Below are 24,838 nucleotides of genomic sequence, written 5' to 3' on the forward strand. Positions count from 1 at the left end.
GATGGGTGGTAGCTCAGGGGGCGAGGGTGAAGTAGTCGGCGAAGCCGCTGGGGTCGTGGCGGCCGATGCAGAAGTGCTCGAAGAGCCCCCACCCCTCGACCGTGCGGCCGCCCTCGGTGAGCAGCCCGCGACCGACGTGGTCCACGCAGCCGAACATGAAGCGGCCCCGCACCGCGTCGTCGGCCATGTCGTAGGTCAGCCGCTCGACGAACTTCTCGCCCTTCCACATGCCGTGGGTCCAGTCGGGGTCGCCGCCGTACCCGCCGCCGACGTGGAGCGGCGCGGCCAGCAGCGAGGAGACCTCGAGCTCGAGGGTCTCCCCCGTGGCGGAGGTGCAGCGGATCGTGGCGCCGCTCGGCGTACGGGTGCCGGAGGCGTAGTGCACCTTCACCTGCGGCCAGCCGAGCTGCTCGACGCGGCCGTCGGGCCAGACCCGGTGGCAGTCGTTGAGGGTGCGGTAGCCGTTCGGGTCCTCCTGGAGGATCAGCACGATCGCGAAGTCGTCGAAGGCGAGCGGCACGTAGAGCCACCACATGCCCTCGAACGGCGGGTCGCTCGGCGCGCCGGCAGGCTCCGCCTCGCCGACCGGGCGGATCCCCCAGGACCGGTCGCGGCTGCCGAGCCAGCGGTCCGGGGTGACCTCGATCCGCTCGCCGTCGATGTCGAGGTGGCCGGTCCAGCTGCCGAGCTGGGCGAAGCGCTGCGCGTCGAGGGTGGTCCGGGCACCGGAGCGGAGGATGTGGTGCTCCTCCTGGATCACCGGGAAGAGTCCCTGCCAGGTCAGGTCGGCGGCGATGCCCTCGGTCTCGTCGACCTGGATCCGGATCCGCTGGAGCGGCTCCTCGACCTGCACGCGGTAGCCACCGACAGACTGGTTGAGCCGGTCGTTGTCGCAGAGGTCGGAGAAGTGCAGCGCGGTCTGCTTGCCGTCGCGGGCGACGAGCAGGTAGGCGTCCTTGGTGCCGAGGTTCGGGTAGTACCCGAGCCCGGTGATCACGAAGATCTCGCCGCTGCGGTCGTGGCAGTTGAAGTAGTTGCGGTCGTAGAAGTTCCGGTCGCTGGACGCCGGCCAGGAGATCGGCAGCGGCGCCTGGTGGATCGGGTACTCGTCGAGCTCGGTGATCGCCATGGTCTAGGCCCCTACCTGGTTCATGATCCGCTCCATCAGCGGCTTGTGGTGCATTGCGGTCTCGATGTCCTCGGGGCGCTCCATCTCCCCAAAGTGGATCGAGCGGGCGGTGGTGCGCATGAAGATCACGCACCACTGCAGGGCGTTGAAGACGTGGTACCAGCCGAGGTCGCCGAGGGGCACCCCTGACGCCTCCTCGTAGGCGGCGACGACGTCCTCCTCGAGCATGAAGCCCGGCATCCCGGGCATCTCGAGCATGTCGGTGATCGACTGGAAGACCCAGTGGGCGAAGAGCATCCAGGACACGTCGAGCTCGCGCGGGCCGATCGCCGCCATCTCCCAGTCCAGGACGGCCGCGGGCTCGAAGTCGGCGTACATGACGTTGCCGATCCGGGCGTCGCCCCAGCACAGCACGGTGTCGCCGCCCTCGGGGAGGTTCGCCTCGAGCCAGGCCAGCGCCCGCTCGGCGGTGCGCGAGCGGCCGATGTCGGGGACGGCGAACTCGTACCAGCCCCGGGCCCGGGCGAGGTGGCGCTCGAGCAGGCTCGCCCCGTCGTACGGCGGGTCGAGGAAGGCGAAGGTGCTCGCCGCGTCGGGGATCGCGTGCAGCGCGGCCAGCGTGGCGGTGGTGCTGTCCTGCACCCGCCGCTGCTGCTCGGCGCTCGCGTCGAAGAGCCAGTTGTCGCCGAAGGTGTAGGGCAGCACGTCCTGCGGCACCACGCCGTCGATGCGGTCCATCAGGAAGAACGGGCTGCCGAGGACGGTGCCGGTCGGCTCCATCCAGCGGACCCCGGGCACCGGGACGTCGGTGAGCTCGCCGACCAGGCGCATCGCGTCGTACTGGTGCTGGAGGTCGTAGCTGGCGAAGACCGGGAAGTCGGCCGCGGTCGGGGCGACCCGGGCCACGAAGCGGTGCAGCTCGCGCTCGCCGTCCTCGGTCCAGGTCGCGTCGAAGAGCAGCGTCTCCGAGGACATCCCGTTGGCGTCGACCCCGCTGTGCAGCACGACCTCGGGCGCGGCGTCCGCCGGGAGGAGGGTGGCCAGCCAGTCGGCCAGCAACCCGGGAACGGTGGACGCGTCGCGGCTGGAGACCTGGATCTTCATGTCGGGCGGCGGCGCTGCGGATGCCTGGGTCACGGGACCTCCTGTGTGACGTGGCTCTCAACTTGACGCCTGTCAGCATGGGTGGAACGTGTTCTAGTTGTCAACGAGTTCGGCGGCGCGGTCTTGTCCGCCGGCCTGACCCCTGCGGTTTGGTCACAAACCGCAGGAAAATGGCGCCGAGACCTGCGGTTTGTGACCAAACGGCAGCGTCATACGACGTGGCGGCCCGGCGGGACGAGCACGCCGCCGCGACCAAGACGGCGGGCCTCGGCGCACCCGCCCTGCCGCCGTTTGGTCACACACCGCACGAAAACACCTCCGAGACCTGCGGTTTGTGACCAAACGGCAGGTGTACCGCGCAGGGTCAGGCGCGGACGCGGGTGCCGAGCGAGGGCCGGTGGTCGTGGTGCATGGGGTGCCGGGCGCGGGTGGCGGCGACCAGGCCGGCGTCCAGCTCGGCGAGCGCCAGCCCCTCCTCCTCGTCGAGCCGCGCGAGCGGCCGGCCCTCGGGGTCGTAGACGGCCGAGCCGCCGATGAACGACGACGCCCCGCAGCGGCCGGTGAGGCCGGCGACGACGACGTAGATGCCGTTCTCGAGCGCGCGGGCGGCGTAGTAGAGGTCGCGGCGGTGCGCGCCGCCCGGGAAGAACGCCACCGAGGCCAGGTAGCCGACCGCGCCGTCGTCGGACGCCGCCCGCGCGTGCTCGGGGAAGCAGCCGTCGTAGCAGATGCTGAGGCCGAGCTCGTGTCCCTCGACGGTGATCGAGGTTCCGTGGTCGCCGGGGGTGAAGTACGTGCGCTCGAGGCCGTCGAGGTGCTGCTTGTCGTACGGCGCGCCGGTGCGGCCGTCGGGGCCGACGACCACCGAGCTCAGCGTGCGGTACGCCGGCCGCTGGAGCGCCGCGCTCGCCACGACGGTGGTGCCGCTCGCCGCCGCGGCCGCGCGGAGCGGGTCGAGGAGCGGGCCGGTCAGGTCGTCGGGCGTGGGGAGCGGCCCGGCGAAGACCGCCTCGTCGTACCCGGTCAGGAACGCCTCCGGGAGCACCAGCAGCGCCGCGTCCTGGCTGCCGGCGAGCCGGGTCAGCCGGGCCGCGGTCGCGACGTTGGCCGCGAGGTTGCCGGCGACGGCGACCGCCTGCCCGGCGGCGACGATCACCCGACGACGACCTCGACCCGCTGGAACTCCTTGAGGTCGGTGTAGCCGGTGGTGGCCATCGCCCGCTTGAGGGCGCCGATGAGGTTCATGGTGCCGTCGGCGACCCGGGAGGGGCCGAAGAGGATCTCCTCCAGCGTCCCGACGGTGTCGAACTCGACCCGCTGGCCGCGGGGCAGGTCGGCGTGGTGGGCCTCGGTGCCCCAGTGGAAGCCGCGGCCGGGGGCGTCGGTCGCCCGGGCGAGCGGCGAGCCGACCATCACCGCGTCGGCGCCGCACGCGATCGCCTTGGCGAGGTCGCCGGACTTGCCGATCGAGCCGTCGGCGATCACGTGGACGTAGCGCCCGCCGGACTCGTCGAGGTAGTCGCGCCGGGCCGCTGCGACGTCGGCGAGGGCGGAGGCCATCGGCACGGCGACGCCGAGGACGGTGCGGGTGGTGTGCGCCGCCCCGCCGCCGAAGCCGACGAGCACCCCGGCGGCGCCGGTGCGCATCAGGTGCAGCGCGGCCTGGTGGGTCGCGCAGCCGCCGACCACGACCGGGACGTCGAGCTCGTAGATGAACTCCTTGAGGTTCAGCGGCTCCGCCTGCGAGGACACGTGCTCGGCGCTGACCGTCGTGCCGCGGATGACGAACATGTCGACCCCCGCGTCGACCACGGTCTTCGCGAACTCCTTGGTGCGCTGCGGGGAGAGCGACCCCGCGACCGTCACGCCGGCCTCGCGGACCTCGCGCAGCCGCTCGGTGATCAGCTCGGCCTTGACCGGCTCGCGGTAGATCTCCTGCATCCGGCGGGTCGCCTCGGTGCCGCGCAGGCCGGCGACCTCCTCCAGCAGGTCGGTGGGGTCCTCGAAGCGGGTCCAGATGCCCTCGAGGTTGAGCACCCCGAGCCCGCCGTACCGCCCCAGGGCGATGGCGGTCGCCGGCGACATCACCGAGTCCATCGGGGCGGCCAGCACCGGCAGGTCGAAGCGGTAGGCATCGATCTGCCAGGCGATGCTGACCTCCTCGGGATCGCGGGTGCGCCGGGACGGCACGATCGCGATGTCGTCGAAGGCGTAGGCGCGGCGGGCTCGCTTGGCCCGCCCGATCTCGATCTCGGTCACCCACGAACTCTATCGAGAAGACGGGCAACCGAACCGGCGGCCCGATCGGTCGGGCAGGGTATGGAAGCCCTGACCGGAGAGCGGTCGACGATCCCAGGAGCCCTGGTGGACGCACGCGCGGACTTCGACGAGTTCGTCGCCGGGCGCTCCAGCGGCCTGCTGCGCACGGCGTACCTGCTCACCCGGGACCACGCGCTAGCCGAGGACCTGCTGCAGACCGCGCTCGCCAAGGCCTGGTTCGCCTGGTCCCGGATCGAGGACCGGCCCGAGCCGTACGTCCGCAAGATCCTGGTCAACACCTACGCCTCCTGGTGGCGGCGCCGCTGGAACGGGGAGCACGCGTACGCCGACCCGCCGGAGCCGCCGCCCGCGAGCGGCGAGCACGACGCCGCCGACCAGCGCCACGACCTGTGGGCGGCGATGGGCCGGCTGCCGCGCCGTCAGCGCGCGGTCGTGGTGCTGCGCTTCGTCGAGGACCTCAGCGAGGCCGAGACCGCCCGCCTGCTCGGCGTCACCGCCGGCACCGTGAAGAGCCAGACCAGCAAGGCGCTCGCGAAGCTGCGGATCGACCCCGCGCTCGCCGCCGGCCCCGACCTCAGCCCCACCACCCGCACCAGCGAGGACCGCTCATGACCAGCCTGCGTGACCTGCGCGAGACCCTCGACGACCACGCCGCGGCGATCGACGACGCCGACCGGTGGGCCCGCCCGGTCGCCGTCCGCGAGCGGATCCGGGTGGTACGCCGTCGGCGGGCCGCCGCGGGTGCCGTGGCGGCCGTGCTGGTCGTGGCGACCGGCGCGACCGTGGTCGCCTCGCTGGACCGCCCCGAGCGGCCCCAGGCCGCGGCGCCCCCGACCGTGGTCGGCGTCGACGTGCCGCAGCGGGTGGCGGTCCACGGCGTCCCCTACGAGCTCACCGGCGGCGACCCGATCGAGGGCGAGGACGACCGGCTCCGGCTGCGGGGCTCCGAGGAGGAGCGCGCGGTGGCGTTCGCGGCCAGCGGGCTCGGCTCCGGGTCGGCCACGCTGCTCGTCGACGGCACGGCCGTCGCGCGGGTGGTCGGCGGCGAGGGGCTGGAGCAGCCGGTGCCGGTCGGCGACGCCGGGGCCACGCTGCGGGTGCGGCTGGACGGCGCCCCGGACGGGGCGGAGACCGGGGTCGCGATCTACGAGAGCGCCGGGCTGGCGCCGGGCGTGGACAACGGCGAGGTGGTCTTCCGCGACACCGTCGCCGGCGGCCCGCTGCTCGCGGCGGCGTTCGCGGAGGACGAGTCGGCGGTCGCGGTGACGTTCCGCGGGCGGCTGCCCGAGGTGCGCCTCGCGTCGTACTGCGCCGCCGCCGAGCGTGGCCTGTGGCTGCAGTTCGAGATCGACGACCTGGGTCCGCGGGGCCATTCCTGCCAGGCCCGGGACAGCGCGAGCGTCGGCATTGTTGGAGGCGTCCTCGAGGACGGGGCCCGGGTCCTCGACCACACCGTGCGCGCCTACCTCACCCGGGGCGCCCGCGGCCCGGTGGTGGACTCGCCGGGGACCGACCTCGGCGTCGCGGTCTACCAGCAGCCCGCCGAGCCGGTGGAGGTGTTCGGCACGCGCGTCGAGTCGCAGATCGAGTACGCCGGGCGGACCTGGCGCCTGGACCGCACCCCCGAGTCCTTCGGCGACGTCGACGACTGGGGCACCCGGGTCGAGGCGTCCGACACCGACCTGCTGATCGGGCTCGTCGCGGAGGGCGCCATGGTGCAGGCCACGTGGGAGGGGCGGCTCGACCGCGGCGGCTCGGCGTCCCTGGGCAGCCCCGAGGGGGTGGCCTGGATGACCGCCGGAGTCCTGCTGCGCGGCGACGACTACGACGTGCGGATCACCGGAAACGGGCCGGTCACGCGGGGCGCGCTGCTGATCTACCGGCCGCTGTAGTTGGGCGCCTCGGCGGTCATCTGCACGTCGTGGGGGTGGCTCTCCTGGAGCGAGGCGGAGGTGATCCGGATGAACCGGCCCTTCTCCTGCAGCTCCGGGACGGTCGCGGCGCCGACGTAGAACATCGACTGGGTCAGCCCGCCGATGAGCTGGTGGGCGACCGCGGCCAGCGGCCCGCGGTAGGCGACCTGGCCCTCGATGCCCTCGGGCACGATCTTGTCGTCGCTGGCGACCTCGGCCTGGAAGTAGCGGTCCTTGGAGTACGACTTCTTGCCGCGGCTCGACATCGCGGCCAGCGAGCCCATGCCGCGGTAGGCCTTGAACTGCTTGCCGTTGACGAAGACCAGGTCGCCGGGCGACTCCTCGCAGCCGGCGAGGAGCGAACCGATCATCACGGTGTCGGCGCCGGCGACCAGAGCCTTGGCGATCTCGCCGGAGTACTTCAGGCCGCCGTCGGCGATGACGGGGACGCCGGCGGGCTTGCAGGCGAGCGAGGCCTCGTAGACGGCGCTGACCTGCGGGACGCCCACGCCGGTGACCACGCGGGTAGTGCAGATCGAGCCGGGACCGACCCCGACCTTGACCGCGTCGACGCCGGCGTCGACGAACGCCTGGGCGCCCTCGCGGGTCGCGACGTTGCCGCCGACCACCTGCACGTGCTTGGTCGCCGGGTCGGTCTTGAGCCGGCGCACCATGTCGAGCAGCAGCCGGACGTTGCCGTGGGCGGTGTCGGCGACCAGGACGTCGGCACCGGCCTCGATCAGGGTCGTGGCCCGCTGCCACGCGTCGCCGAAGTAGCCGATCGCCGCACCGACCATCAGCCGCCCGGCGGCGTCGTTGGAGGCGTTCGGGAACTGCTCGGACTTCACGAAGTCCTTGACGGTGATCAGGCCGGTGAGCCGGCCCTGGTCGTCGACGAGCGGCAGCCGCTCGCGCTTGTGCTGGCGCAGCAGCAGGGTGGCGTCCTCGCGGCTGATGTCGGCGGGGCCGGTGATGAGCGGCATCGGCGTCATCACCTCGTCGACCTTGGTGGTCGCCCACTCCGCGACGGGGGTGAACCGCAGGTCGCGGTTGGTGATGATGCCGATCAGGCGCTGCTCGCCGTCGACGACCGGGAAGCCGGAGATGCGGAACTCGCCCGCGAGCTTGTCGAGCTGCTCCAGGGTCGCGTCGGGGCCGATGGTGACCGGGTTGGAGATGATGCCGGTCTGGGTGCGCTTGACCAGGTCGACCTGGTAGGCCTGGTCCTCGATCGAGAGGTTGCGGTGCAGCACGCCGAGCCCGCCCTGGCGCGCCATCGCGATCGCCATCCGCGACTCGGTGACGGTGTCCATGGCGGCGCTGACCAGCGGCACCTTCAGGGAGATCTCCCGCGTCAGGCGCGAGGTCAGGTCGATGTCGGAGGGCGCCAGGTCGGAGTGGCCCGGCAGCAGCAGGACGTCGTCGTAGGTCAGGCCCAGGGCCGCGAACTTGTCGGGGAGCTCCACTCCTCCAGCGTACTGGCCGCCCACTGTCGCCCAGACCGGTGGTTGAGCAGCGAGGAGCGCCAGCGACGAGCGTGTCGAAACCCCCGCAGCCCACCAGCGACCGCGGTCACCGCCGTACGTCGGGTCACCGGGTTTCGACACACTCAGGCGCCAGAGCGCCTTCGCTGCTCCACCAACGGAAGGGAGTGACACTGACCCGGTGCGGGCACCGACCCGGCGTGCCCACCCACGACGTCGACGACCTCGCCCCCCACGTCCTGGTGCTCTTCGGGGCCACCGGCGACCTGGCCCGCCGCAAGCTGTTCCCGGGCCTCTACGCCCTCGCGGCCGCGGGCCGGCTGCCCGAGCGGTACGCCGTCATCGGCAGCGGCCGGCACTCGCCGGGCTCCGACGAGGAGTTCCGCGACCAGGTGCGGGAGGCCTTGGCCGAGTCGGTCGACGACCTCGACGAGCAGGTGGTCGACGGGCTCCTGGAGCGGGTGTCGTTCCGGACCTCCGACGCCGACGACGGCGCCGACCTGGCCGCCGCCGTCCGCGAGGCGGAGGAGGAGCTCGGCGACGGCGCGACCGACGACGTACGGCGGCTGGTGTACCTCTCCCTGCCGCCCGCCATCATGGGCGACATGGTCGCCATGCTCGGCCGCGAGGACCTGGTCGAGCGCGCCCGCCTGGTGGTCGAGAAGCCGTTCGGCCTCGACCTGGCGTCCTCGCGCGAGCTGGACGCCGCCCTCAAGGACGTCGTCGAGGAGGACCAGGTCTTCCGCATCGACCACTTCATCGGCAAGGAGGCGGTGCAGAACATCCTCGCGCTGCGCTTCGCCAACCGGCTCTTCGAGCCGGCCTGGGACCGCCGCTCGGTTGCCAGCGTGCAGATCGACGTCCCCGAGGACCTCGGGCTCGAGGGCCGCGGCGGCTTCTACGAGTCCACCGGCTGCCTGCGCGACATGATCTCGACCCACCTGTGCCAGCTGCTCGGGTTCGTCGCCCTCGAGGACCCCGGCAGCCTCGACGCCCCGTCGCTGCGCGACGCGAAGGCGGCGGTCTTCGCCGACCTCCGCCCCTTCGACCCCGCCCGGGTGGTGTTCGGCCAGTTCGAGGGCTACCGCGACGACGAGGACGTCGCCGACGACTCCGAGGTCGAGACCTTCGTCGCCCTCGAGGCGTACGTCGACAACGAGCGCTGGCGCGACGTCCCCTTCTACCTGCGCACCGGCAAGGCGATGCCCGAGGGCCGCCGCACCATCACGCTGCGCTTCCGCCCCTCGGAGAACCGGCTCTTCGGCGGCGACCCCGGACCCAACGAGCTGGTCCTGGAGCTCACCGACGACCCGGTCGTCACCGTCGACATCCGGGCCAAGCGGCCCGGCCCCGACCCGGTGCTGACCGACGCCACGCTGCGGCTCGACCTCGGGGAGCAGACCGACCAGGAGCCGCTCGAGGCCTACGAGCGGCTGCTGCTCGACGTGCTGCGCGGCGACCAGACGCTGTTCACCCGCGGCGACGAGGTGGACCGGCTCTGGCAGGTCTGCCAGCCGGTGCTCGACGACCGGCCCGAGGTGCAGCCCTACCCGCAGGGGTCCTGGGGGCCGCAGGCGGCGCTGGACCTGCCCCGGGGCGGGTGGCGGCTCGGTGACTGACCCGGACGGCGACTTCCTGCCGATCGCCGACCACGGGCTGATCGGCGACCTGCGCACCTGCGCGCTGGTCGGCGCGGACGCGACCATCGACTGGTTCTGCGCCCCTCGCTTCGACTCGCCCAGCGTGCTGGGCGCGCTCCTCGACCCCGAGCAGGGCGGCGCCTGGCGGCTCGGCCCGGTCGGCGGCGCGACCACGACGACGCAGTTCTACTTCCCCGACTCCGCGATCCTCGTGACCCGTTTCCTCACCGAGGAGGGCGTCGCCGAGGTGCACGACTTCATGCCACTGATCCGCGCCCACGACCCCGACCACCGGCAGCGGCTCACCCGCCGGGTCGTCGCGGTGCGCGGACGCGTCCGGATCCGGATGGAGCTCACCGCGCGGCCCGACTACGGCCGGTGCCACCCGACCACGGAGGTCGTCGACCAGGGGGTGCTGATCGCCGGCGACGGCGTACGCCTCGGCCTGACCTCGACCGCCGACCTCGACACCAGCGACGGCTCGGTCTCGGCCGAGGTCACGCTCGGCCCCGGCGACCAGGCGCTCTTCGTCCTGCACGTGCTCGGCGACGGGGAGGACCTGCGCCCCGACGACGGCGACGCCACCGAGCGACTCTTCGACCAGACCGCGGCGTACTGGCGCGGCTGGCTCTCCCAGTCGACGTACACCGGCCGGTGGCGGGAGATGGTCAACCGCTCCGCGCTGACCCTCAAGCTGCTCACCCACGAGCCGAGCGGCGCGATCGTCGCCGCGCCCACCACGAGCCTCCCGGAGGAGCGGGGCGGCAGCCGCAACTGGGACTACCGCTACGTCTGGATCCGCGACGCGGCGTTCAGCCTGTACGCGCTGCTGCGCCTGGGGTTCACCGACGAGGCGGCGGCGTTCATGGAGTGGCTCTCCCAGCGGATGGGCGAGGACCGCGAGGAGAACCCCGAGCTCGGGCCGCTGCGGGTGCTCTACACGATCGACGGCGACATCCCCCACGAGTCCGAGCTCGACCACCTGCGCGGGTACGCCGACTCCCGCCCGGTGCGGATCGGCAACGGTGCGGTCGACCAGCTCCAGCTCGACATCTACGGCGAGCTGATCGACTCGGTCTACCTGTTCAACAAGTACGGCCCCGGCCTCAGCCACGACGCGTGGGCGGACCTCACCCGGCTGCTGGAGTGGGTGCTGGCCAACTGGGAGCGCGAGGACGCCGGGATGTGGGAGATCCGCGACCAGCCGCGGGCGCACACGACGTCCCGGCTGATGTGCTGGGTCGCCATCGAGCGGATGATGCGGATCGCCCGGCAGCGCGGGCTGCCCGGTGACCTGGCCGGCTGGGCCGAGGTCCGCGACGCGGTCTACCACCGGATCATGGAGCACTGCTGGGACGAGGAGGTCGGGGCCTTCATGCAGCACGAGGGCGCCGACACCGTCGACGCCGGCGTGCTGCTGATGCCGATGGTGAAGTTCGTGGCGCCGAACGACCCGCGCTTCGTCTCCACGCTCCGGGTGATCGAGGAGCGGCTGGTCTCCGACACCCTGGTGTTCCGCTACGACCTCGGCCGCAGCCCGGACGGCGTCGACGGCACCGAGGGCACCTTCTCGATCTGCTCGTTCTGGTACGTCGAGGCGCTGACCCGCATCGGCCGGCTCGACGACGCCCGGCTCGCGCTCGAGAAGATGTTCAGCTATGCCAACCACCTCGGCCTGTACGGCGAGCAGGTCGGCCTCACCGGCGACCAGCTCGGCAACTTCCCCCAGGCCTTCACCCACCTCAGCCTGATCAGCGCCGCCCTCAACCTGGACCGCGCCCTCGGCTGACCCACCCCAGCTGTGGAGAACCTCGCCGAGTCGGCGCACATGTGCGCCGACTCGGCGGGGATTTCCACAGTCGGGCGGAACCGGGGGTGGGCGGGGGACGTCCTACCGGACGTGCGTCATCCTCTGCTGGCCGCCGGCCTGCTGGTCCCGGTGCTGGTCCCGGTGCTGGTCGCGTGCGGCTCCAGCACCGACGTCGGGGACGGCACGGAGGGCGAGGTGGGCGAGGTGGGCGCCCCGCCCGCGGCCACGGCGTACGACGGGCCGCTGCACGTCTCGCGGGCGGAGGCCCGGCACCCGCGGGCGGGGGCGGCGGGCGACGTGGTGCGGTGCGACACCTGGGGGGACGGCGGCTTCGAGGACGCCGAGGTGTACGCCGAGGGCGCGACGTCCGGGAGTCCGGCCGGCGCGCTGGAGACGGCGGCCAGCGAGCACGTGCCCGGCACCTTCCAGTTCCAGGACGGCCTCACGGTGGCGGCGCGCACCGACGACCGGGTGCTCTACGTGCTCGAGGTCGACGGCGTCGCGAAGCAGGCGCTGGTCGTGCACGACGGCGAGGGCACCGAGGGCGCGGGCGGCGACGGCTGGTACCTCGAGTCCTGGGCGCAGTGCGACCCCGCCGAGCTGCCGCGCGAGCACACCGACGCGATCGGCCTGGAGGTGTGGACCGACGGCGAGGGGCGACCGGTGCCGACCACCGAGCTCTCCGCCTGGCGCGGGCCGGAGCACTGCGACTGGCAGTCGATGACGTTCCTGCGGTTCGGCGAGCGCCGGCCGGGCCCGACGTACGTCCGCGACCCGCAGCGCTGGCTGCGCGACCAGCTCGTGGTGCCGTGGGAGCCGAGCACGACGCTGCCGGACGGCGCGACCGACACCGGCCTCGTCCGCGAGGGCCGGCGGCTGTGGCGCACCCCCGACGCGGTGTACGTCGGCCGCTCGCCCGCCGACGTGGAGCAGTGGCCGCGGCTCAGGGAGTCACCCGGCTGCGCGTGAGACCCGGCGCCAGCGGCACCCGCACCGTGAGCACGTCGGCCGCCATCCGGATCCGGCCGCGCATGCCGGCGGCCAGCACCATCGGCAGCACCGCCCGGTTGTCCGCGCGGGTGGTCAGCACCACCTCGGAGGCCCCCAGCAGCTGCGCGAGCCGCGCGCCCTCGACCAGCAGCCGGGTCCCGATGCCGCGGCGCTGCCAGGCCGGGTCGACCCGCAGCACCAGCGAGCGCGCGCCGGCCTCGTCGGGGGAGGCCGCACCGACCGTCGCCAGCCCGACCACCGCGTCCCCGACGACCGCCGAGACCGAGCTGCCCTCCGCGACGTACTCGGGCACCTGGCCGCCGCCCAGCCGCCGGCCCGGCGCGGGGGCCGCGACGCCGTCCGGCTCGCGGTCGCGCTGGAGGACGTCGGTCACGAGGCCGGCGACCTCGGCGCCGCGGGCCCGCTCGGTGGCCGTGAACGGCGCGGTGCGCCGGACCTGCACCTCGACGTCGCCGACGGTCATCGTCAGCACGTCCTGGGGCCGGCCGGTGCCGTCCGGCGGGTCCGCCTCGGCGTCCAGCAGCAGCGCCACGAGCTCCGGGAACGCGGCCGGCTGGGCGAGGATCCGGCGGGCCGCCCGGACGTAGCGGACCGGCTGGTCGCCGAGCGCCGCCTCCGTGCACGGCACCGAGACGACGTGGACGCCGCCCGAGGCCTCGACCAGCCGCGCGATCTCGCCGGGCCCCCAGTCCGAGGGCGTCCGCACCACGAGCTCGTCGGTGACCGTCCCGGGCCCGTCCTCGGCGCCGGGGAAGACCTGGAGACCCAGGATGTTCACCCCCGCCTCCCCGCAGTGCTGCGCGAGGGCGGCGAGCGCGCCGGGGCGGTCGGGCAGGGTCGTGCGCACTCTCCACAGCATCCGCCGAGCGTGCCCCGCCGACGTTGCGGGACCACGTCAGCGCTGTTGCGTGCGTGCAACGAACGGGACCGGTGGGGTGTCTGAGACAGTGTCGCCATGCAGCGGCTCGGCGACCTCCTGCTCCGCATCGGTCGCGGGCTCACGGACCGGGTCGACTCCCGGTACACCGTCGTCCTCGCCGCCGCGGCGGCGTTCCTGCTCCGGATGCCCGGGCTGACCCGTCCGGTGCGCGCCGACGAGGCGGGGTTCCTGCTGGTCGGGCGCTCCTGGGACCCGATGCCGGACAGCGTCTTCGGCCACTACTTCGTCGACCGGCCGCCGCTGCTGATCGCGATCTTCGAGGCGTCCGACGCGATCGGCGGACCGCACTTCATCCGGGTGCTGGGGGCGATCGCGTGCGCGGCGCTGGTGCTCGCCGCCGCGTGGGCCGCGCGGCTGGTCGCCGGCGTCCGCGCCGCCCGCTGGACGGCGGTCTGCGTCGCCGCGATCACCACCAACGCCGTGATCGACGCGGTCGCGGTGAAGGGCGAGCTGCTCGGGCTGCCGTTCGTGATGGCCGGCTGCGCGCTCGCCATCCTCGCGCTGCGGCGGCGCTCGGTGCCGCTCGCCCTGCTCGCCGGCCTGCTCGCCGGCACCGCGCCGCACATCAAGCAGAACCTCCTCGGCGGCCTGGTCTTCGCCGGCACCCTGCTGCTCGTCTCCGCGGCCACCCGCCAGCTGCCCGTTCGCGACCTGCTCCGGCTGTCCGCGGCCGGGCTGGCGGGCGCCGCGATCCCGCTGGCGGTGACGATCGGCTGGGCGCTCGCGGCCGGCGTACGCCTCGAGACGCTGTGGTACGCCGTCGCCGGCTTCCGCTCCGACGCGTCCGCGGTGATCGCGATGGCCAGCCCCAGCGCGCCCGTCTGGCGGCTCGGGGTGCTGCTGACCGCCGCCGTGGTCGCCGGGATGCTGGTGGTGCTCGGCGGGTTCGTCGTGCACATCCGCGACGAGTGGGCCCACGACCGCGCCATCACCGCCGCCACCGGCGCGCTCCTCGCCTTCGACGCGACCGCGCTGCTCATCGGCGGCAGCTTCTGGCGCGACTACCTCTTCCCGCTGCTGCCGGCGACCGCGCTCGCCGCCGCCCTGCTGGTCCGGCACGGCGACCGGCGCGGGCGCACGATGCGCGGGGTGATCGTCGGCGCCGCCCTGTCCTCGGTCGCGTGCCTGGTCGGCTGGACGGCGTACAACGCCTTGGGGATGCAGGAGTTCCACGAGCACGACACCGGCGCGGCGATCGCGGAGGTCGCCGAGCCCGACGACACGCTGGTCGTCTTCGGCGGCCGCGCCGACCTGGTGCTCGCGAGCGGCCTGCGGTCGCCGTACCAGCACCTGTGGAGCCTCCCGATGCGCACCCTCGACCCTGACCTCGAGGAGCTCACCGCGCTGGTCGAGGGCCCGGACGCGCCCACCTGGCTGGTCGAGTGGGTCGACTTCGACCTCTGGGACGAGGACGCCGGCCGCCGGTTCGCCGACGTCGTCGAGGAGCGGTACGTCGAGCACGGGACCGGCTGCGACGACCGGCCGGTGTACCTGCTCCGCGGGGTCGACCGGGCGCCGGTGCGCCCCGACTGCTCCTGACCGAGGCGGGAAATCCCGTGCCGGCGTGCAACCGATCGGCCGCCCACCCCGTTCCGAAGGGCATGGGACGACACGAGGGGCACGCATGAGGCGCCGGGACGCCGCGGACGACGCGGCGTTCACCGAGTTCGCCGCCGGCGCCCGGCGACGGCTGCGCAGCACGGCGTACCTGCTGTGCGGGGACTGGGACCGGGCCTCCGACCACGTCCAGGAGGGGCTGGTCCGGGTGTACGTCGCCTGGCCGCGGCTGGTGAAGCAGGGCGGCGAGCTCGGCTACGCCCGCAAGGCGGTGGTCTCGGCGTTCCTCGACGCGAGCCGGCGCCGGTCGAGCCGGGAGGTGCCGGTCGAGCCGGACCCGTCCCGGGCCTCGACCGAGGACGTCGCGTCCGCGGTCGCCGACCGGGCCGCGCTGATGGCGGCGCTCGCCCGGCTGCCGGAGCGGCAGCGGGCCTGCGTCGTGCTGCGCTACTTCGAGGAGCTCGACGTCCGCGAGACCGCGCTGGCCCTCGGGTGCAGCGAGGGCACCGTCAAGAGCCAGACCTCCCGGGGCCTGGGCTCGCTGCGGTCCATGTTCGAGAGCGCGTCACGCGACGAGCTCACCGTCAACAGTGCAGGGAGCCCGTCATGGTGAACGACCTCGAGCAGCTGATGCGGGAGAACGTCGCGTCCCCGCCCCCCGACCACCTCGACCTCGACGCCGTGGTCCGCACCGGGCGGGGCCGGGTACGCCGCCGCCGCGTCGCCGTCGCCGGGGGCACCGCTGCGGTCGTCGCCGGCGTGCTGGTGACCGGCTCGCTGCTGACCGACGTCGGCGGCGGGTCCGGGCCGGACGCCGCCGACCGCGAGCTGGAACCCGTGGGCCGGGTCCTGACGCTGGCAGATGCCCGGGCCGGGGTGCCCGGCGAGGACTTCCGGGTGCTCACGTCGCTGACGAACGAGAACCTCGACCGCGCCAACGGCCGCTACCTCTCGGGCGTCACCGACGACGGGCTGGTGCTGGTGACCGACGGCCCGCACACGGTCCGCAACCACACCCGGGTCGGGCTGCTCGACCCGGCCGAGGACGAGCCCCGCTGGCTCCCCGGTGGGCCGCAGCAGATCGACGGCCCGATCTCCCTCGGCACCGACCGGCTGGTCTTCCGCGGGCTGCGGCAGGGGGCCAAGGACGTCTCCGCGCGCGTCTTCGACCGGACGACCGAGACGTGGTCCACGATCGAGTGGCCCTCGCTCCCCCGCGCGGAGGTCCAGAGCGTCGAGGCCGGCGGCGACCGGCTCTACGTCTCCCTCGACACCGGGGGCGAGATCCGGAAGTTCGACCTGTGGTCGGTCTCGCTCACCGACCCCGGCGACGTCCGAGACGAGCAGACCGTCGTCGGCGACTTCGACGTCACCGGTGACCAGCTCACCTTCACCGCCACCCACAACGAGCCCAACGACCGCGTCCACGTGCGCGACCTCGCCACCGGCGAGGAGCGGGACTTCGACCCGCTGTCCGGGGACCGCTGCAACCAGCTCGGCCTGCAGCGCGTCGATGACCTCCTGGTCCTCAGCCAGTACTGCGGCACGCGCGACGGCGTCCGTGACGACCGCGTGCAGGTCGTCGGCACCGACGGCGAGCAGGTGGTCACCGTCCGCGGCGACGGCGTCGAGGCCGGCTGGGCGGGCGGCCCGGCGGTGCTCGTGACCGGCTTCAGCCGCGAGGACGGCGGCACCTACGCGTTCCGGCCCGAGACCGGCGACCTCGTCCAGCTCAGCGAGAGCTGGTCGAAGTTCGGCCTCGGCGGACCGGTCCCGCACGGCTCCGACCTGGCGATGTGGCACACCCCGGTCAACCGCGGCCACGGCGCGACGCAGTGGCTGGCCGAGCTGGGCTGAGCCCGGATCCCCCGCGAAACGCCGACGGCGCCGGCCCCCGAGGGGACCGGCGCCGTCGTACGTCGTGCGGGTGGTGCGTGAGGCTCAGAGCGTGGAGCTCAGTGGCCGTGCCCGTGGCCGTGGCCCTGGCCGGCCCCGGCGGACTCGTCCTCGTCCTCGGGCTTCTCCACGATCAGCGTCTCGGTCGTCAGCAGCATGGCCGCGATCGAGGTGGCGTTGACCAGCGCGGAGCGGGTGACCTTGACCGGGTCCAGGACGCCCTGGGCGACCAGGTCGCCGTACTCCTCGGTGGCGGCGTTGTAGCCGTTGCCGACGCCGAGCTCGCGGACCTTGGTGATGACGACGTAGCCGTTCACGCCGCCGTTCTCGGCGATCCAGCGCAGCGGCTCGTCGACGGACTTGCGCACGATCCGCACGCCCGCCGCCTCGTCGCCGGTGAGGCCGAGGTTGTCGTCGAGCACGGAGGCCGCGTGGATGAGGGCGGAGCCGCCGCCGGCGACGATGCCCTCCTCGATCGCGGCGCGCGTCGCGGAGACGGCGTCCTCGATGCGGTGCTTCTTCTCCTTCAGCTCCACCTCGGTGTGGGCGCCGACCTTGATGACGCACACGCCGCCGGCCAGCTTCGCGAGGCGCTCCTGGAGCTTCTCGCGGTCCCAGTCGGAGTCGGTGGACTCGATCTCGGCCTTGATCTGGTTGACGCGCCCCTCGACCTCGGCGGTGTCACCGGCGCCGTCGACGATCGTGGTGTTGTCCTTGGTGATGACGACACGGCGCGCCTGGCCGAGGACCTCGAGGCCGACCTGGTCGAGCTTGAGGCCGACCTCGGGGGCGATGACCTGACCACCGGTCAGGGTCGCGATGTCCTGCATCATCGCCTTGCGGCGGTCGCCGAAGGCCGGGGCCTTCACCGCGACGGCGTTGAAGGTGCCGCGGATCTTGTTGACGACCAGGGTCGAGAGCGCCTCGCCGTCGACGTCCTCGGCGAGGATGAACAGCGGCTTGCCGGCCTGGATGACCTTCTCCAGCAGCGGGAGCAGGTCGGCGATCGCCGAGATCTTCCCCTGGTGCAGCAGGATGTAGGGGTCGTCGAGGACGGCCTCCATCCGCTCCGGGTCGGTCACGAAGTACGCCGAGATGTAGCCCTTGTCGAACTGCATGCCCTCGGTGAAGTCGAGCTCGGTGCCCATGGTGTTGGACTCCTCGACGGTGATGACACCGTCCTTGCCGACCTTGTCGAAGGCCTGCGCGAGCAGGTCGCCGATGTGCGCGTCGCGGCTGGAGATGGTGGCCACCGAGGCCATGTCCTCCTTGGAGTCCACCTCCCGGGCGGCGGCGCGGAGCGCCTCGCCGACGGCCTCGGCCGCGGCGTCCATGCCTCGCTTGAGGCCCATCGGGTTGGCGCCGGCGGTGACCGCGCGGAGGCCCTCGTGGACCATCGCCTGCGCGAGCACGGTGGCCGTGGTGGTGCCGTCACCCGCGACGTCGTTGGTCTTGGTGGCGACCTCCTTGGTCAGCTGGGCGCCGAGGTTCTCGAACGGGTCGTCCAGCTCGATCTCACGCGCGACGGTGACACCGTCGTTGGTGATGGTCGGGGCGCCCCACTTCTTGTCCAGGACGACGTAGCGGCCCTTGGGGCCGAGCGTCACCTTGACGGCGTTGGCGAGGGCATCGACGCCGCGCTCGAGGGCGCGTCGGGCGTTCTCGTCGAACTCCAGGATCTTGGGCATTGCTCTCCTTGAAACGAACCTAGAAAACGAGTAGTCCGGCACGCTCCGGTCGTCGGCACGTGAGTGCGAGGACCGAAACGTGCCGGACTAGCTCAGAAGAATCAGGAAACGACGGCGAGGACGTCGCGCGCCGAGAGGATGAGGTACTCCTCGCCGGCGTACTTGACCTCGGTGCCGCCGTACTTGCTGTAGATGACCTTGTCGCCCACGGCGACGTCGAGCGGGACCCGGTTGCCGTTGTCGTCGATGCGGCCGGGGCCGATCGAGATGACCTCGCCCTCCTGGGGCTTCTCCTTGGCGGTGTCCGGGATGACCAGGCCGGAGGCCGTGGTCTGCTCTGCCTCGAGCGTCTTCACGACGATGCGGTCCTCGAGGGGCTTGATGTTGACCGACACGATGTCGACCTCCACTTTCGAACTTCGGATGGCGGGTGTTTCACGTCTGGGTGCCTGCGTCCCGGGGCGCCGTCGCGGGGGTCGTACCGGGGTGCGGGCGTTGGCAGACTCACGAGGAGAGTGCCAGTACTGAAACTAGCACTCCCCTGCGCTGAGTGCCAGCGCCCCCCGCGCGCGAGCGACCTGCGAGGATCGGGCGGTGGACCTCGACGCCTTCCGGTGGCTGCTGACCGACGACGGGCAGCGGCTGCTCGCCCGCGCCGAGGAGGTGGCCGACGACGACCCGCTGCGCGCCCAGGCCGCACTGCGGCGCGACGCCTCCGCGGAGCAGGTGGCCGCCGCGCTCACCCAGGCCACCCTGCGGGTGCGGGCGGCCGCGAAGTTCGGCGACCTCGCCGCCCGGCTGTACTTCACGCCCGACGGCCTCGAACAGGCCACCCGGCTGTCGGTGGCGACCCACCGCGCGGCCCGGCTCGAGGCCTTCCGGACCGGCAGCCTGATCGACCTCGGCTGCGGCATCGGGGGCGACCTGATGGCGTCCGCCCGGGCCGGGATCACCTGCGCCGGCGTCGACCTCGACCCCGTGCGGGTCGAGGTGGCCCGCGCCAACCTGGCCGCGCTCGACCTGCCCGGTGCGGTGCAGGTCGCCGACGCCACCACGATCGACCCCTCCCCCTTCGACGTCGCGTACGCCGACCCCGCGCGGCGTACCGGCCGGGGACGGACCTTCGACGCCGCCGACTGGACGCCGCCCTGGCCGTTCGTCGAGAAGCTCCTGCGGCACGACGCCTGCGTGAAGGTCGCGCCGGGGATCCCGCACTCGCTGGTGCCCCCGGGCGTCGAGGCGGAGTGGGTCAGCGACCACGGCGAGGTCAAGGAGGCCGCGCTCTGGTCCGGGAGCCTGGCCACCACCGCCCGGCGCGCCACGGTGATCGGCGACGGCGGGCTGGCGACGATGACCGACGAGGACGACCCGGGCGCGGACGCCGTCGGGGTGCTCCCGGTCGGCCGGTACCTCTACGAGCCGGACGGGGCGGTGATCCGCGCCGGGCTGGTGACCGCGGTCGCGGCCGGCGTGCGCGGCGGCCTGGTCGACGAGCACATCGCCTACGTGACCTCGGCCGAGGCGGTCACGACGCCGTTCGCCCGCGGCTACGAGGTGCTCGAGGAGCTCCCCTACCGCGACAAGCCGCTGCGCGCGGCGCTCCGCGAGCGCGGCATCGGCCGGCTGACGATCAAGAAGCGTGGGGTCGACGTGGTGCCCGAGCAGCTGCGCAAGCGGCTCGACCTGCACGGCGACGACGAGGCCACCCTCGTGATGACCCGCGTCGCCGGGAGCGGTACGGCGCTGCTCGTCCGCCCGCTCTGAGCGACGCCCGCGCCGGCGCCCCCGTCCCGGGAACGCCGAATCTCCCGGAACCCTGTGCGGGTTCCGGGAGATGACGGGGCGGACGGTTGCTCAGACGGTCTGGGCGACCTTGCCGCCGGTGCCGACACCCTCGGACCGGGCGACGCGGCGAGCGTGCCGGATCCCGAGGCCGGCCAGGACGAGCAGGACGGCGGCACCGGCGAAGGAGCCGATGGCAGCGATGCCGGCGATGGTGCCCATGGTCGCGAAGGCGTAGCCGTAGAGGAGCAGGCCGCGCAGGGTGTTGCCCTGGAAGAGCGACTCGCGCAGATCCATCCAGGCCGCTGCCTCGTCGATCTGCTCCTGGGTGGCGTCCGGGTTCTCGGCCAGGGCCGCCGACAGCTCGCGGCCCTTGCCACTGGCCTCCTGGTAGGTGACCGGCTCACCGGCGAGCTCCTCGCCGCTGGCGTTCATGTGGGCGAGGATGAAGTGGTCGGCGTAGGCCTGAGCCTCGGGGCCGGTGTCCAGCGGGCTGCCGGCGAACTCCTCGATCGCCTCGCGGTCAGCCTCGGGAAGCGACTCGAGCGCCGGACCCTCGGGCATGATGATGTCCTGGTCCGAGAGCTGCTGGTCCACCTGGTCCGCGATGAAGGTGTTGGCCCACAACAGCAGTCCGCCGGCGATGAGCAGGACGACGGCCAGGGCAAGCCCTGTCCACGAGATCAACTTGTCGAGTGCTGCGCGCATGACGTTCCTTCGGTGACCGGCGGGGACCTGGTGCCCGTTCCGCCTTGATGTCACCAACCTTCGCCCATCCGCCGGCGCTCGATCAGAGGCGAAGGTGCTCGACCCTCCGGGTCTGAAGTCCCGTCTCCGGGCGGGACCTCCCCGCCGACGTCCCGCCCGGAGGGATGCGCTATGCGAGTGCGGCCTTCTCGGCGCCGATCGTGGTGTCGTCGCCGTGACCGGTGTGCACCACGGTCTCGTCGGGCAGCGCGAAGAGCTTCTCGCGGATCGACGCCTCGATCGTGGGCCGATCGCTGAAGCTGCGACCGGTCGCGCCGGGCCCGCCCTGGAAGAGCGTGTCGCCGGTGAAGACGCAGCCGAGCGACGGGGCGTAGAAGCAGACCGCGCCCGGGGCGTGCCCCGGGGTGTGCAGCGCCCGCAGCAGGGTGCCGCCGACGACGATCTCGAAGCCCTCGCCGAGGTCGACGTCCCAGAGGACCCCGTCCTCGTCCTGGGGGTGGGTGAGCTCCCACAGCGGCCGGTCGTCGGGGTGCAGCATGATCGGCGCGACCACCCGCTCCCGCAGGGCCGGCGCCATCCGGCTGTGGTCGTCGTGGGCGTGGGTGAGCAGGATCGCGCGCACCGCACGGTCGCCGACGACCGCCATGATCGCGTCGACGTCGTGGGGCGCGTCGATGACCACGCACTCCGCGTCGTCGCCGACCACCCAGATGTTGTTGTCGACCTCGTGGGTCTCGCCGTCGAGCGAGAAGGTGCCGCTGACCACCGCGTGGTCGACGCGGGCGCTCACAGGATCACGACCGAGCGGAGGACGTCGCCGTGGTGCATCTTGTCGAACGCCGCCTCGACGTCGTCGATGCCGATCTCCTCGGTGACGAACGCGTCGAGGTCGAGCCGGCCCTGCTGGTAGAGGTCGACCAGCATCGGGAAGTCGCGCGAGGGCAGGCAGTCGCCGTACCAGCTCGACTTGAGCGCACCGCCGCGGCCGAAGACGTCGATCAGCGGCAGGTCGGGCACCTTCATGTCGGGGGTGGGCACGCCGACCAGGACGACGGTGCCGGCGAGGTCGCGGGCGTAGAACGCCTGCTTCCAGGTCTCCGGCCGGCCGACCGCCTCGATGACGACGTCGGCGCCGTCCGCGCCGTCGTAGGTCTCCGCGCAGATCCGCTTGATCTCCTCCACCGGGTCGACCTGCGAGGAGTCGACGGTGTGGGTGGCGCCCATCTCCTGGGCCTTGGCGAGCTTCTTGGGGTCGATGTCGACGGCGATGATCGGGCTCGCGCCGGCCAGCGCGGAGCCGGCGACCGCCGCCACGCCCACGCCGCCGCAGCCGATGACCGCGACCGAGCGGCCGCGGGTGACCGCGCCGGTGTTGATCGCCGCGCCGATGCCGGCCATCACGCCGCAGCCGAGCAGGCCGACCGCGGCCGCGCGGGCCGAGGGGTCGACCTTGGTGCACTGGCCGGCCGCGACGAGCGTCTTCTCGGCGAACGCGCCGATGCCGAGCGCCGGGGACAGCTCGGTGCCGTCCTCGAGGGTCATCCGCTGCGTCGCGTTGTGGGTGTTGAAGCAGTACTGGAGGTCGCCGCGCTTGCAGGCGCGGCACTCGCCGCACACCGCGCGCCAGTTGAGGACGACGAAGTCGCCCGGCGCCACGTCGGTCACGTCGGGCCCGACGGCCTCCACGACGCCCGCGGCCTCGTGGCCGAGCAGGAACGGGAACTCGTCGTTGATGCCGCCCTCGCGGTAGTGCAGGTCGGTGTGGCAGACGCCGCAGGCCTGGACCTGCACCACCGCCTCGCCCGGACCCGGGTCGGGGACGTTGATCGTCACCACCTCGACGGGAGCGCCCTTCGCCCGTGCGACCACGGCCTTCACCTGCTGCATGTGCGTCCTCCTCCGACGTCGGACCGCCACCCGGTCCGACCAGGACCACCGTAGAGGGAGGCACCCACCGCGCGGTTGCAACCCTTCTGCCCGCGTTCGCGTCTTGCCCTCGACACGGACGGGAGTGAGCAGATGCAGCTCATCGAGAGGACCGGCGCCGAGACTGGGGCCATGGGCAGGTCCGCGGCACGCGACGCCGAGTTCACGGCGTACCTCGCCGCCCGACAGCCGGCGCTGCTGCGCACGGCGTACCTGCTCACCGGGGACCGGCACCAGGCCGAGGACGTCCTGCAGACGTCGCTGGCCAAGCTGTACCTGGCCTGGGACAAGGTGCGCGACCGCGGCGCCGTGGACGCCTACGTCCGCCGGATCATGGTCAACGAGAACAACTCGGTGTGGCGCCGCGGCTGGAAGCGCCGCGAGCACGCCACCGAGGTGCTGCCGGAGGGCAGCCCCCACCACGACGCGTACGACGAGGGCCTCGGCGACGCGCTGTGGCAGGTCGTGCAGACGCTGCCCCGCAGGGCCCGGGCGGTGGTCGTGCTGCGCTACTACGAGCAGCTCACCGAGGCCGAGACCGCCGAGGTGCTCGGGATCAGCGTCGGCACCGTGAAGTCCCAGTCCAGCCGGGCGCTCGCGCTCCTGCGCGAGCGCACCCCGGCCGAGCTCGACCCGAGGGAGGAGCAGCGATGACCGACCACCGCACCCAGGAGCTCGAGTCGAGGCTGGCCCGCACGCTCGACGAGCGGGCCGAGGCCCTGCAGGACGCGCCGTTCACGGTGCACGACATCCGCGGGAGGGCGCGCTCCATCCGGCGCCGCCGGCGAGGCGTCGCCGCGTGCGCGGCCGCCGCGGTGGCCGCCGTCGCGCTGCCCGTCGCGCTGCTGGCCGGGCCGGGCGAGGACCGCTCCGACCGCGCCGTCGACCCCGCCGGTCCGCCTGTGTCCCCGTCGGCCGCCGTCCTCCACGACGGCGTCGTCACGCTGCCCGACGGGGGAACGGTCGCCCTGCCGCCGGACGTCGGGGAGGTCACCGAGCTGGCCACCCTGACCGACGGCCGGGTCGTGCTGATGCTCCCCCGCCGCGCCGTGGTGCTCGACCCGGCCGGCGCCGAGCCGACGTCGTACCCCGTCCTCGTCAACGACCTGACCACCGGCAACGAGGGCCGCACCGTGGCCTGGGTGGGGGCGGAGGGGCAGGTGCAGGTGCTGGAGTCGGACCAGTCCGCGCCGACCGACCTGGCCCGGGTGCCGGTCGACGACCTCACCCTGCCGACGATCGAGGCGGTGCTGGGGCACTCGTGCGCCGCCGGCGGCTGCCGGGTGCTGGTCGGCGACAGCAACGCGCTGACGTACGACGTCTCCCTCGACCGGGCCTCGGACGCCACGGAGGACCTGTGGCCGTTCGCGAGCATCAGCGACGTCTCCCCGGACGGGCAGCTCTGGGCCGTGGAGCTCCCCCCGGGGCCCGCCGAGCAGTTCGGCTGCGCGGCGCTCTACGAGGCCGTGGCCGGCGAGCTCGTCGCGCGCACCTGCGAGACGTCGGGGCTGCGGTTCTCCCCCGACGGGCGGCACCTGCTCGGGATGCGCGGCGACAACAACATGTCCGGCGAGGTCGTCGTGCTGGACCTCGACCTGCGGCCGGTGCTGACCTTCCCGGACGGGACCGAGCCGGTCGCGTCCCCCTCTGCCGGAGCGACGTCGCCCCCCGAGTCGGAGGTGGTCGTCAGCCGGGCCGGCTGGGGCGACGCGGGGCACCTGCTGGTCAGCACCACCGACCTCTCCGGCCGGGCGTGGTCGCTGGTCCGGGTGCCGCTCGACGGCTCCGAGCCGGAGGTGGTCGACGGTCCGGCGCCCGGCGGCAACCCCGAGATGGTCGAGGAGTACCTGCTCGCGGAGTGACGCTGGGCCGTCCTGATAGGGCACCGGTCGCCGCGCGGGACGTCATACGCGTTGGCGGCTATCGGCACCGACTCGTCTGACGTCCCGCGGGACGTCGTACGACGTGGC

At 73.3% G+C, this 24,838-nt stretch carries 22 protein-coding genes; 11 read left to right on the forward strand and 11 right to left on the reverse strand.

From position 1 onward, the window contains the following. Nucleotides 1–13: 13 nt before the first annotated feature. The 4 genes from H4O22_RS16745 to H4O22_RS16760 form a co-directional block, all read right to left on the reverse strand. A complete protein-coding gene (locus H4O22_RS16745; protein ID WP_182524472.1) occupies nt 14–1,129 on the reverse strand; it encodes an Rv3169 family protein in 1,116 nt (371 codons plus the stop codon). Between the two features lie 3 nt (nt 1,130–1,132). Continuing rightward, a complete protein-coding gene (locus H4O22_RS16750; protein ID WP_244963004.1) occupies nt 1,133–2,266 on the reverse strand; it encodes a phosphotransferase family protein in 1,134 nt (377 codons plus the stop codon). 331 nt (nt 2,267–2,597) lie between these two features. After that, the gene (locus H4O22_RS16755) at nt 2,598–3,389 is read right to left on the reverse strand and encodes a carbon-nitrogen hydrolase family protein (protein ID WP_182524473.1); all 792 of its coding nucleotides are present in this window, start codon (nt 3,387–3,389) and stop codon (nt 2,598–2,600) included. Continuing rightward, nucleotides 3,386–4,492 carry a GuaB3 family IMP dehydrogenase-related protein gene (locus tag H4O22_RS16760; protein ID WP_182524474.1) on the reverse strand — a complete coding sequence of 369 codons (1,107 nt, stop codon included), beginning with the start codon at nt 4,490–4,492 and terminating at the stop codon, nt 3,386–3,388. Before H4O22_RS16760 ends, H4O22_RS16755 begins: the two co-directional genes overlap by 4 nt. A 105-nt stretch (nt 4,493–4,597) precedes the next feature. Here H4O22_RS16760 and H4O22_RS16765 point away from each other — a divergent pair, with 105 nt between their 5' ends. Further along, entirely contained in the window at nt 4,598–5,125 is a 528-nt protein-coding gene (locus H4O22_RS16765) for a SigE family RNA polymerase sigma factor (protein ID WP_244963005.1), read from the forward strand. After that, nucleotides 5,122–6,405, forward strand: a complete 1,284-nt coding sequence (locus H4O22_RS16770; protein WP_182524476.1) for a hypothetical protein — start codon at nt 5,122–5,124, stop codon at nt 6,403–6,405. Before H4O22_RS16765 ends, H4O22_RS16770 begins: the two co-directional genes overlap by 4 nt. Here the strand turns inward: H4O22_RS16770 and guaB are convergent. Further along, entirely contained in the window at nt 6,390–7,892 is a 1,503-nt protein-coding gene (gene guaB / locus H4O22_RS16775; RefSeq protein WP_182524477.1) for an IMP dehydrogenase, read from the reverse strand. The genes H4O22_RS16770 and guaB overlap by 16 nt on opposite strands. Nucleotides 7,893–8,110: 218 nt before the next feature. Here guaB and zwf point away from each other — a divergent pair, with 218 nt between their 5' ends. The 3 genes from zwf to H4O22_RS16790 all read left to right on the forward strand — a co-directional run bounded on the left by zwf (nt 8,111) and on the right by H4O22_RS16790 (nt 12,329). Further along, complete coding sequence (gene zwf, locus H4O22_RS16780) at nt 8,111–9,529, forward strand: glucose-6-phosphate dehydrogenase (protein ID WP_220451195.1); 1,419 nt, start codon at nt 8,111–8,113, stop codon at nt 9,527–9,529. Continuing rightward, nucleotides 9,522–11,339 (forward strand): glycoside hydrolase family 15 protein, encoded by a 1,818-nt coding sequence (locus H4O22_RS16785; RefSeq protein WP_182524478.1) that lies wholly within the window; start codon nt 9,522–9,524, stop codon nt 11,337–11,339. The genes zwf and H4O22_RS16785 overlap by 8 nt, the downstream gene beginning before the upstream one ends. A gap of 111 nt (nt 11,340–11,450) precedes the next feature. Further along, nucleotides 11,451–12,329, forward strand: coding sequence for a hypothetical protein (locus tag H4O22_RS16790; protein ID WP_182524479.1), 879 nt, complete (start codon nt 11,451–11,453; stop codon nt 12,327–12,329). Here H4O22_RS16790 and H4O22_RS16795 read toward each other — a convergent pair. Next, entirely contained in the window at nt 12,304–13,230 is a 927-nt protein-coding gene (locus H4O22_RS16795; RefSeq protein WP_182524480.1) for a GNAT family N-acetyltransferase, read from the reverse strand. The genes H4O22_RS16790 and H4O22_RS16795 overlap by 26 nt on opposite strands. A gap of 96 nt (nt 13,231–13,326) precedes the next feature. On the opposite strand from H4O22_RS16795, the gene H4O22_RS16800 reads away from it, so the two are divergent. The 3 genes from H4O22_RS16800 (at nt 13,327) to H4O22_RS16810 (ending at nt 16,725) form a co-directional block, all read left to right on the forward strand. Beyond that, nucleotides 13,327–14,850, forward strand: a complete 1,524-nt coding sequence (locus tag H4O22_RS16800) for a hypothetical protein (RefSeq protein ID WP_182524481.1) — start codon at nt 13,327–13,329, stop codon at nt 14,848–14,850. Between the two features lie 85 nt (nt 14,851–14,935). Beyond that, nucleotides 14,936–15,481, forward strand: coding sequence for a SigE family RNA polymerase sigma factor (locus H4O22_RS16805; RefSeq protein WP_182524482.1), 546 nt, complete (start codon nt 14,936–14,938; stop codon nt 15,479–15,481). Next, nucleotides 15,475–16,725: a hypothetical protein gene (locus H4O22_RS16810; RefSeq protein WP_182524483.1), complete on the forward strand. Its 1,251-nt coding sequence runs from the start codon at nt 15,475–15,477 to the stop codon at nt 16,723–16,725. Before H4O22_RS16805 ends, H4O22_RS16810 begins: the two co-directional genes overlap by 7 nt. Nucleotides 16,726–16,823: 98 nt before the next feature. Here the strand turns inward: H4O22_RS16810 and groL are convergent, their stop codons facing one another. Together groL and groES are read right to left on the reverse strand one after the other, a co-directional pair. Next, nucleotides 16,824–18,452, reverse strand: a complete 1,629-nt coding sequence (gene groL / locus H4O22_RS16815) for a chaperonin GroEL (protein WP_182524484.1) — start codon at nt 18,450–18,452, stop codon at nt 16,824–16,826. A gap of 101 nt (nt 18,453–18,553) precedes the next feature. Next, the gene (gene groES / locus H4O22_RS16820; RefSeq protein ID WP_090850792.1) at nt 18,554–18,847 is read right to left on the reverse strand and encodes a co-chaperone GroES; all 294 of its coding nucleotides are present in this window, start codon (nt 18,845–18,847) and stop codon (nt 18,554–18,556) included. A gap of 199 nt (nt 18,848–19,046) precedes the next feature. On the opposite strand from groES, the gene H4O22_RS16825 reads away from it, so the two are divergent. Beyond that, the gene (locus tag H4O22_RS16825; RefSeq protein ID WP_182524485.1) at nt 19,047–20,216 is read left to right on the forward strand and encodes a THUMP-like domain-containing protein; all 1,170 of its coding nucleotides are present in this window, start codon (nt 19,047–19,049) and stop codon (nt 20,214–20,216) included. Between the two features lie 90 nt (nt 20,217–20,306). Here H4O22_RS16825 and H4O22_RS16830 read toward each other — a convergent pair whose 3' ends face one another. The 3 genes from H4O22_RS16830 to H4O22_RS16840 all read right to left on the reverse strand — a co-directional run bounded on the left by H4O22_RS16830 (nt 20,307) and on the right by H4O22_RS16840 (nt 22,829). Beyond that, complete coding sequence (locus H4O22_RS16830; RefSeq protein ID WP_182524486.1) at nt 20,307–20,942, reverse strand: hypothetical protein; 636 nt, start codon at nt 20,940–20,942, stop codon at nt 20,307–20,309. A gap of 169 nt (nt 20,943–21,111) precedes the next feature. Continuing rightward, on the reverse strand, nt 21,112–21,732 hold the full coding sequence (locus H4O22_RS16835) for an MBL fold metallo-hydrolase (protein ID WP_182524487.1): 621 nt from the start codon (nt 21,730–21,732) through the stop codon (nt 21,112–21,114). Continuing rightward, complete coding sequence (locus H4O22_RS16840) at nt 21,729–22,829, reverse strand: S-(hydroxymethyl)mycothiol dehydrogenase (protein ID WP_182524488.1); 1,101 nt, start codon at nt 22,827–22,829, stop codon at nt 21,729–21,731. The genes H4O22_RS16835 and H4O22_RS16840 overlap by 4 nt, the downstream gene beginning before the upstream one ends. 171 nt (nt 22,830–23,000) lie before the next feature. Between H4O22_RS16840 and H4O22_RS16845 the strand changes: the two genes are divergently transcribed. After that, nucleotides 23,001–23,522 carry a SigE family RNA polymerase sigma factor gene (locus tag H4O22_RS16845; protein WP_220451196.1) on the forward strand — a complete coding sequence of 174 codons (522 nt, stop codon included), beginning with the start codon at nt 23,001–23,003 and terminating at the stop codon, nt 23,520–23,522. Further along, entirely contained in the window at nt 23,519–24,730 is a 1,212-nt protein-coding gene (locus tag H4O22_RS16850) for a hypothetical protein (protein WP_182524490.1), read from the forward strand. The genes H4O22_RS16845 and H4O22_RS16850 overlap by 4 nt, the downstream gene beginning before the upstream one ends. Nucleotides 24,731–24,838: the final 108 nt, after the last annotated feature.

The sequence above is a fragment of the Nocardioides dongkuii genome, assembly GCF_014127485.1.
Classification (GTDB): domain Bacteria; phylum Actinomycetota; class Actinomycetes; order Propionibacteriales; family Nocardioidaceae; genus Nocardioides; species Nocardioides dongkuii.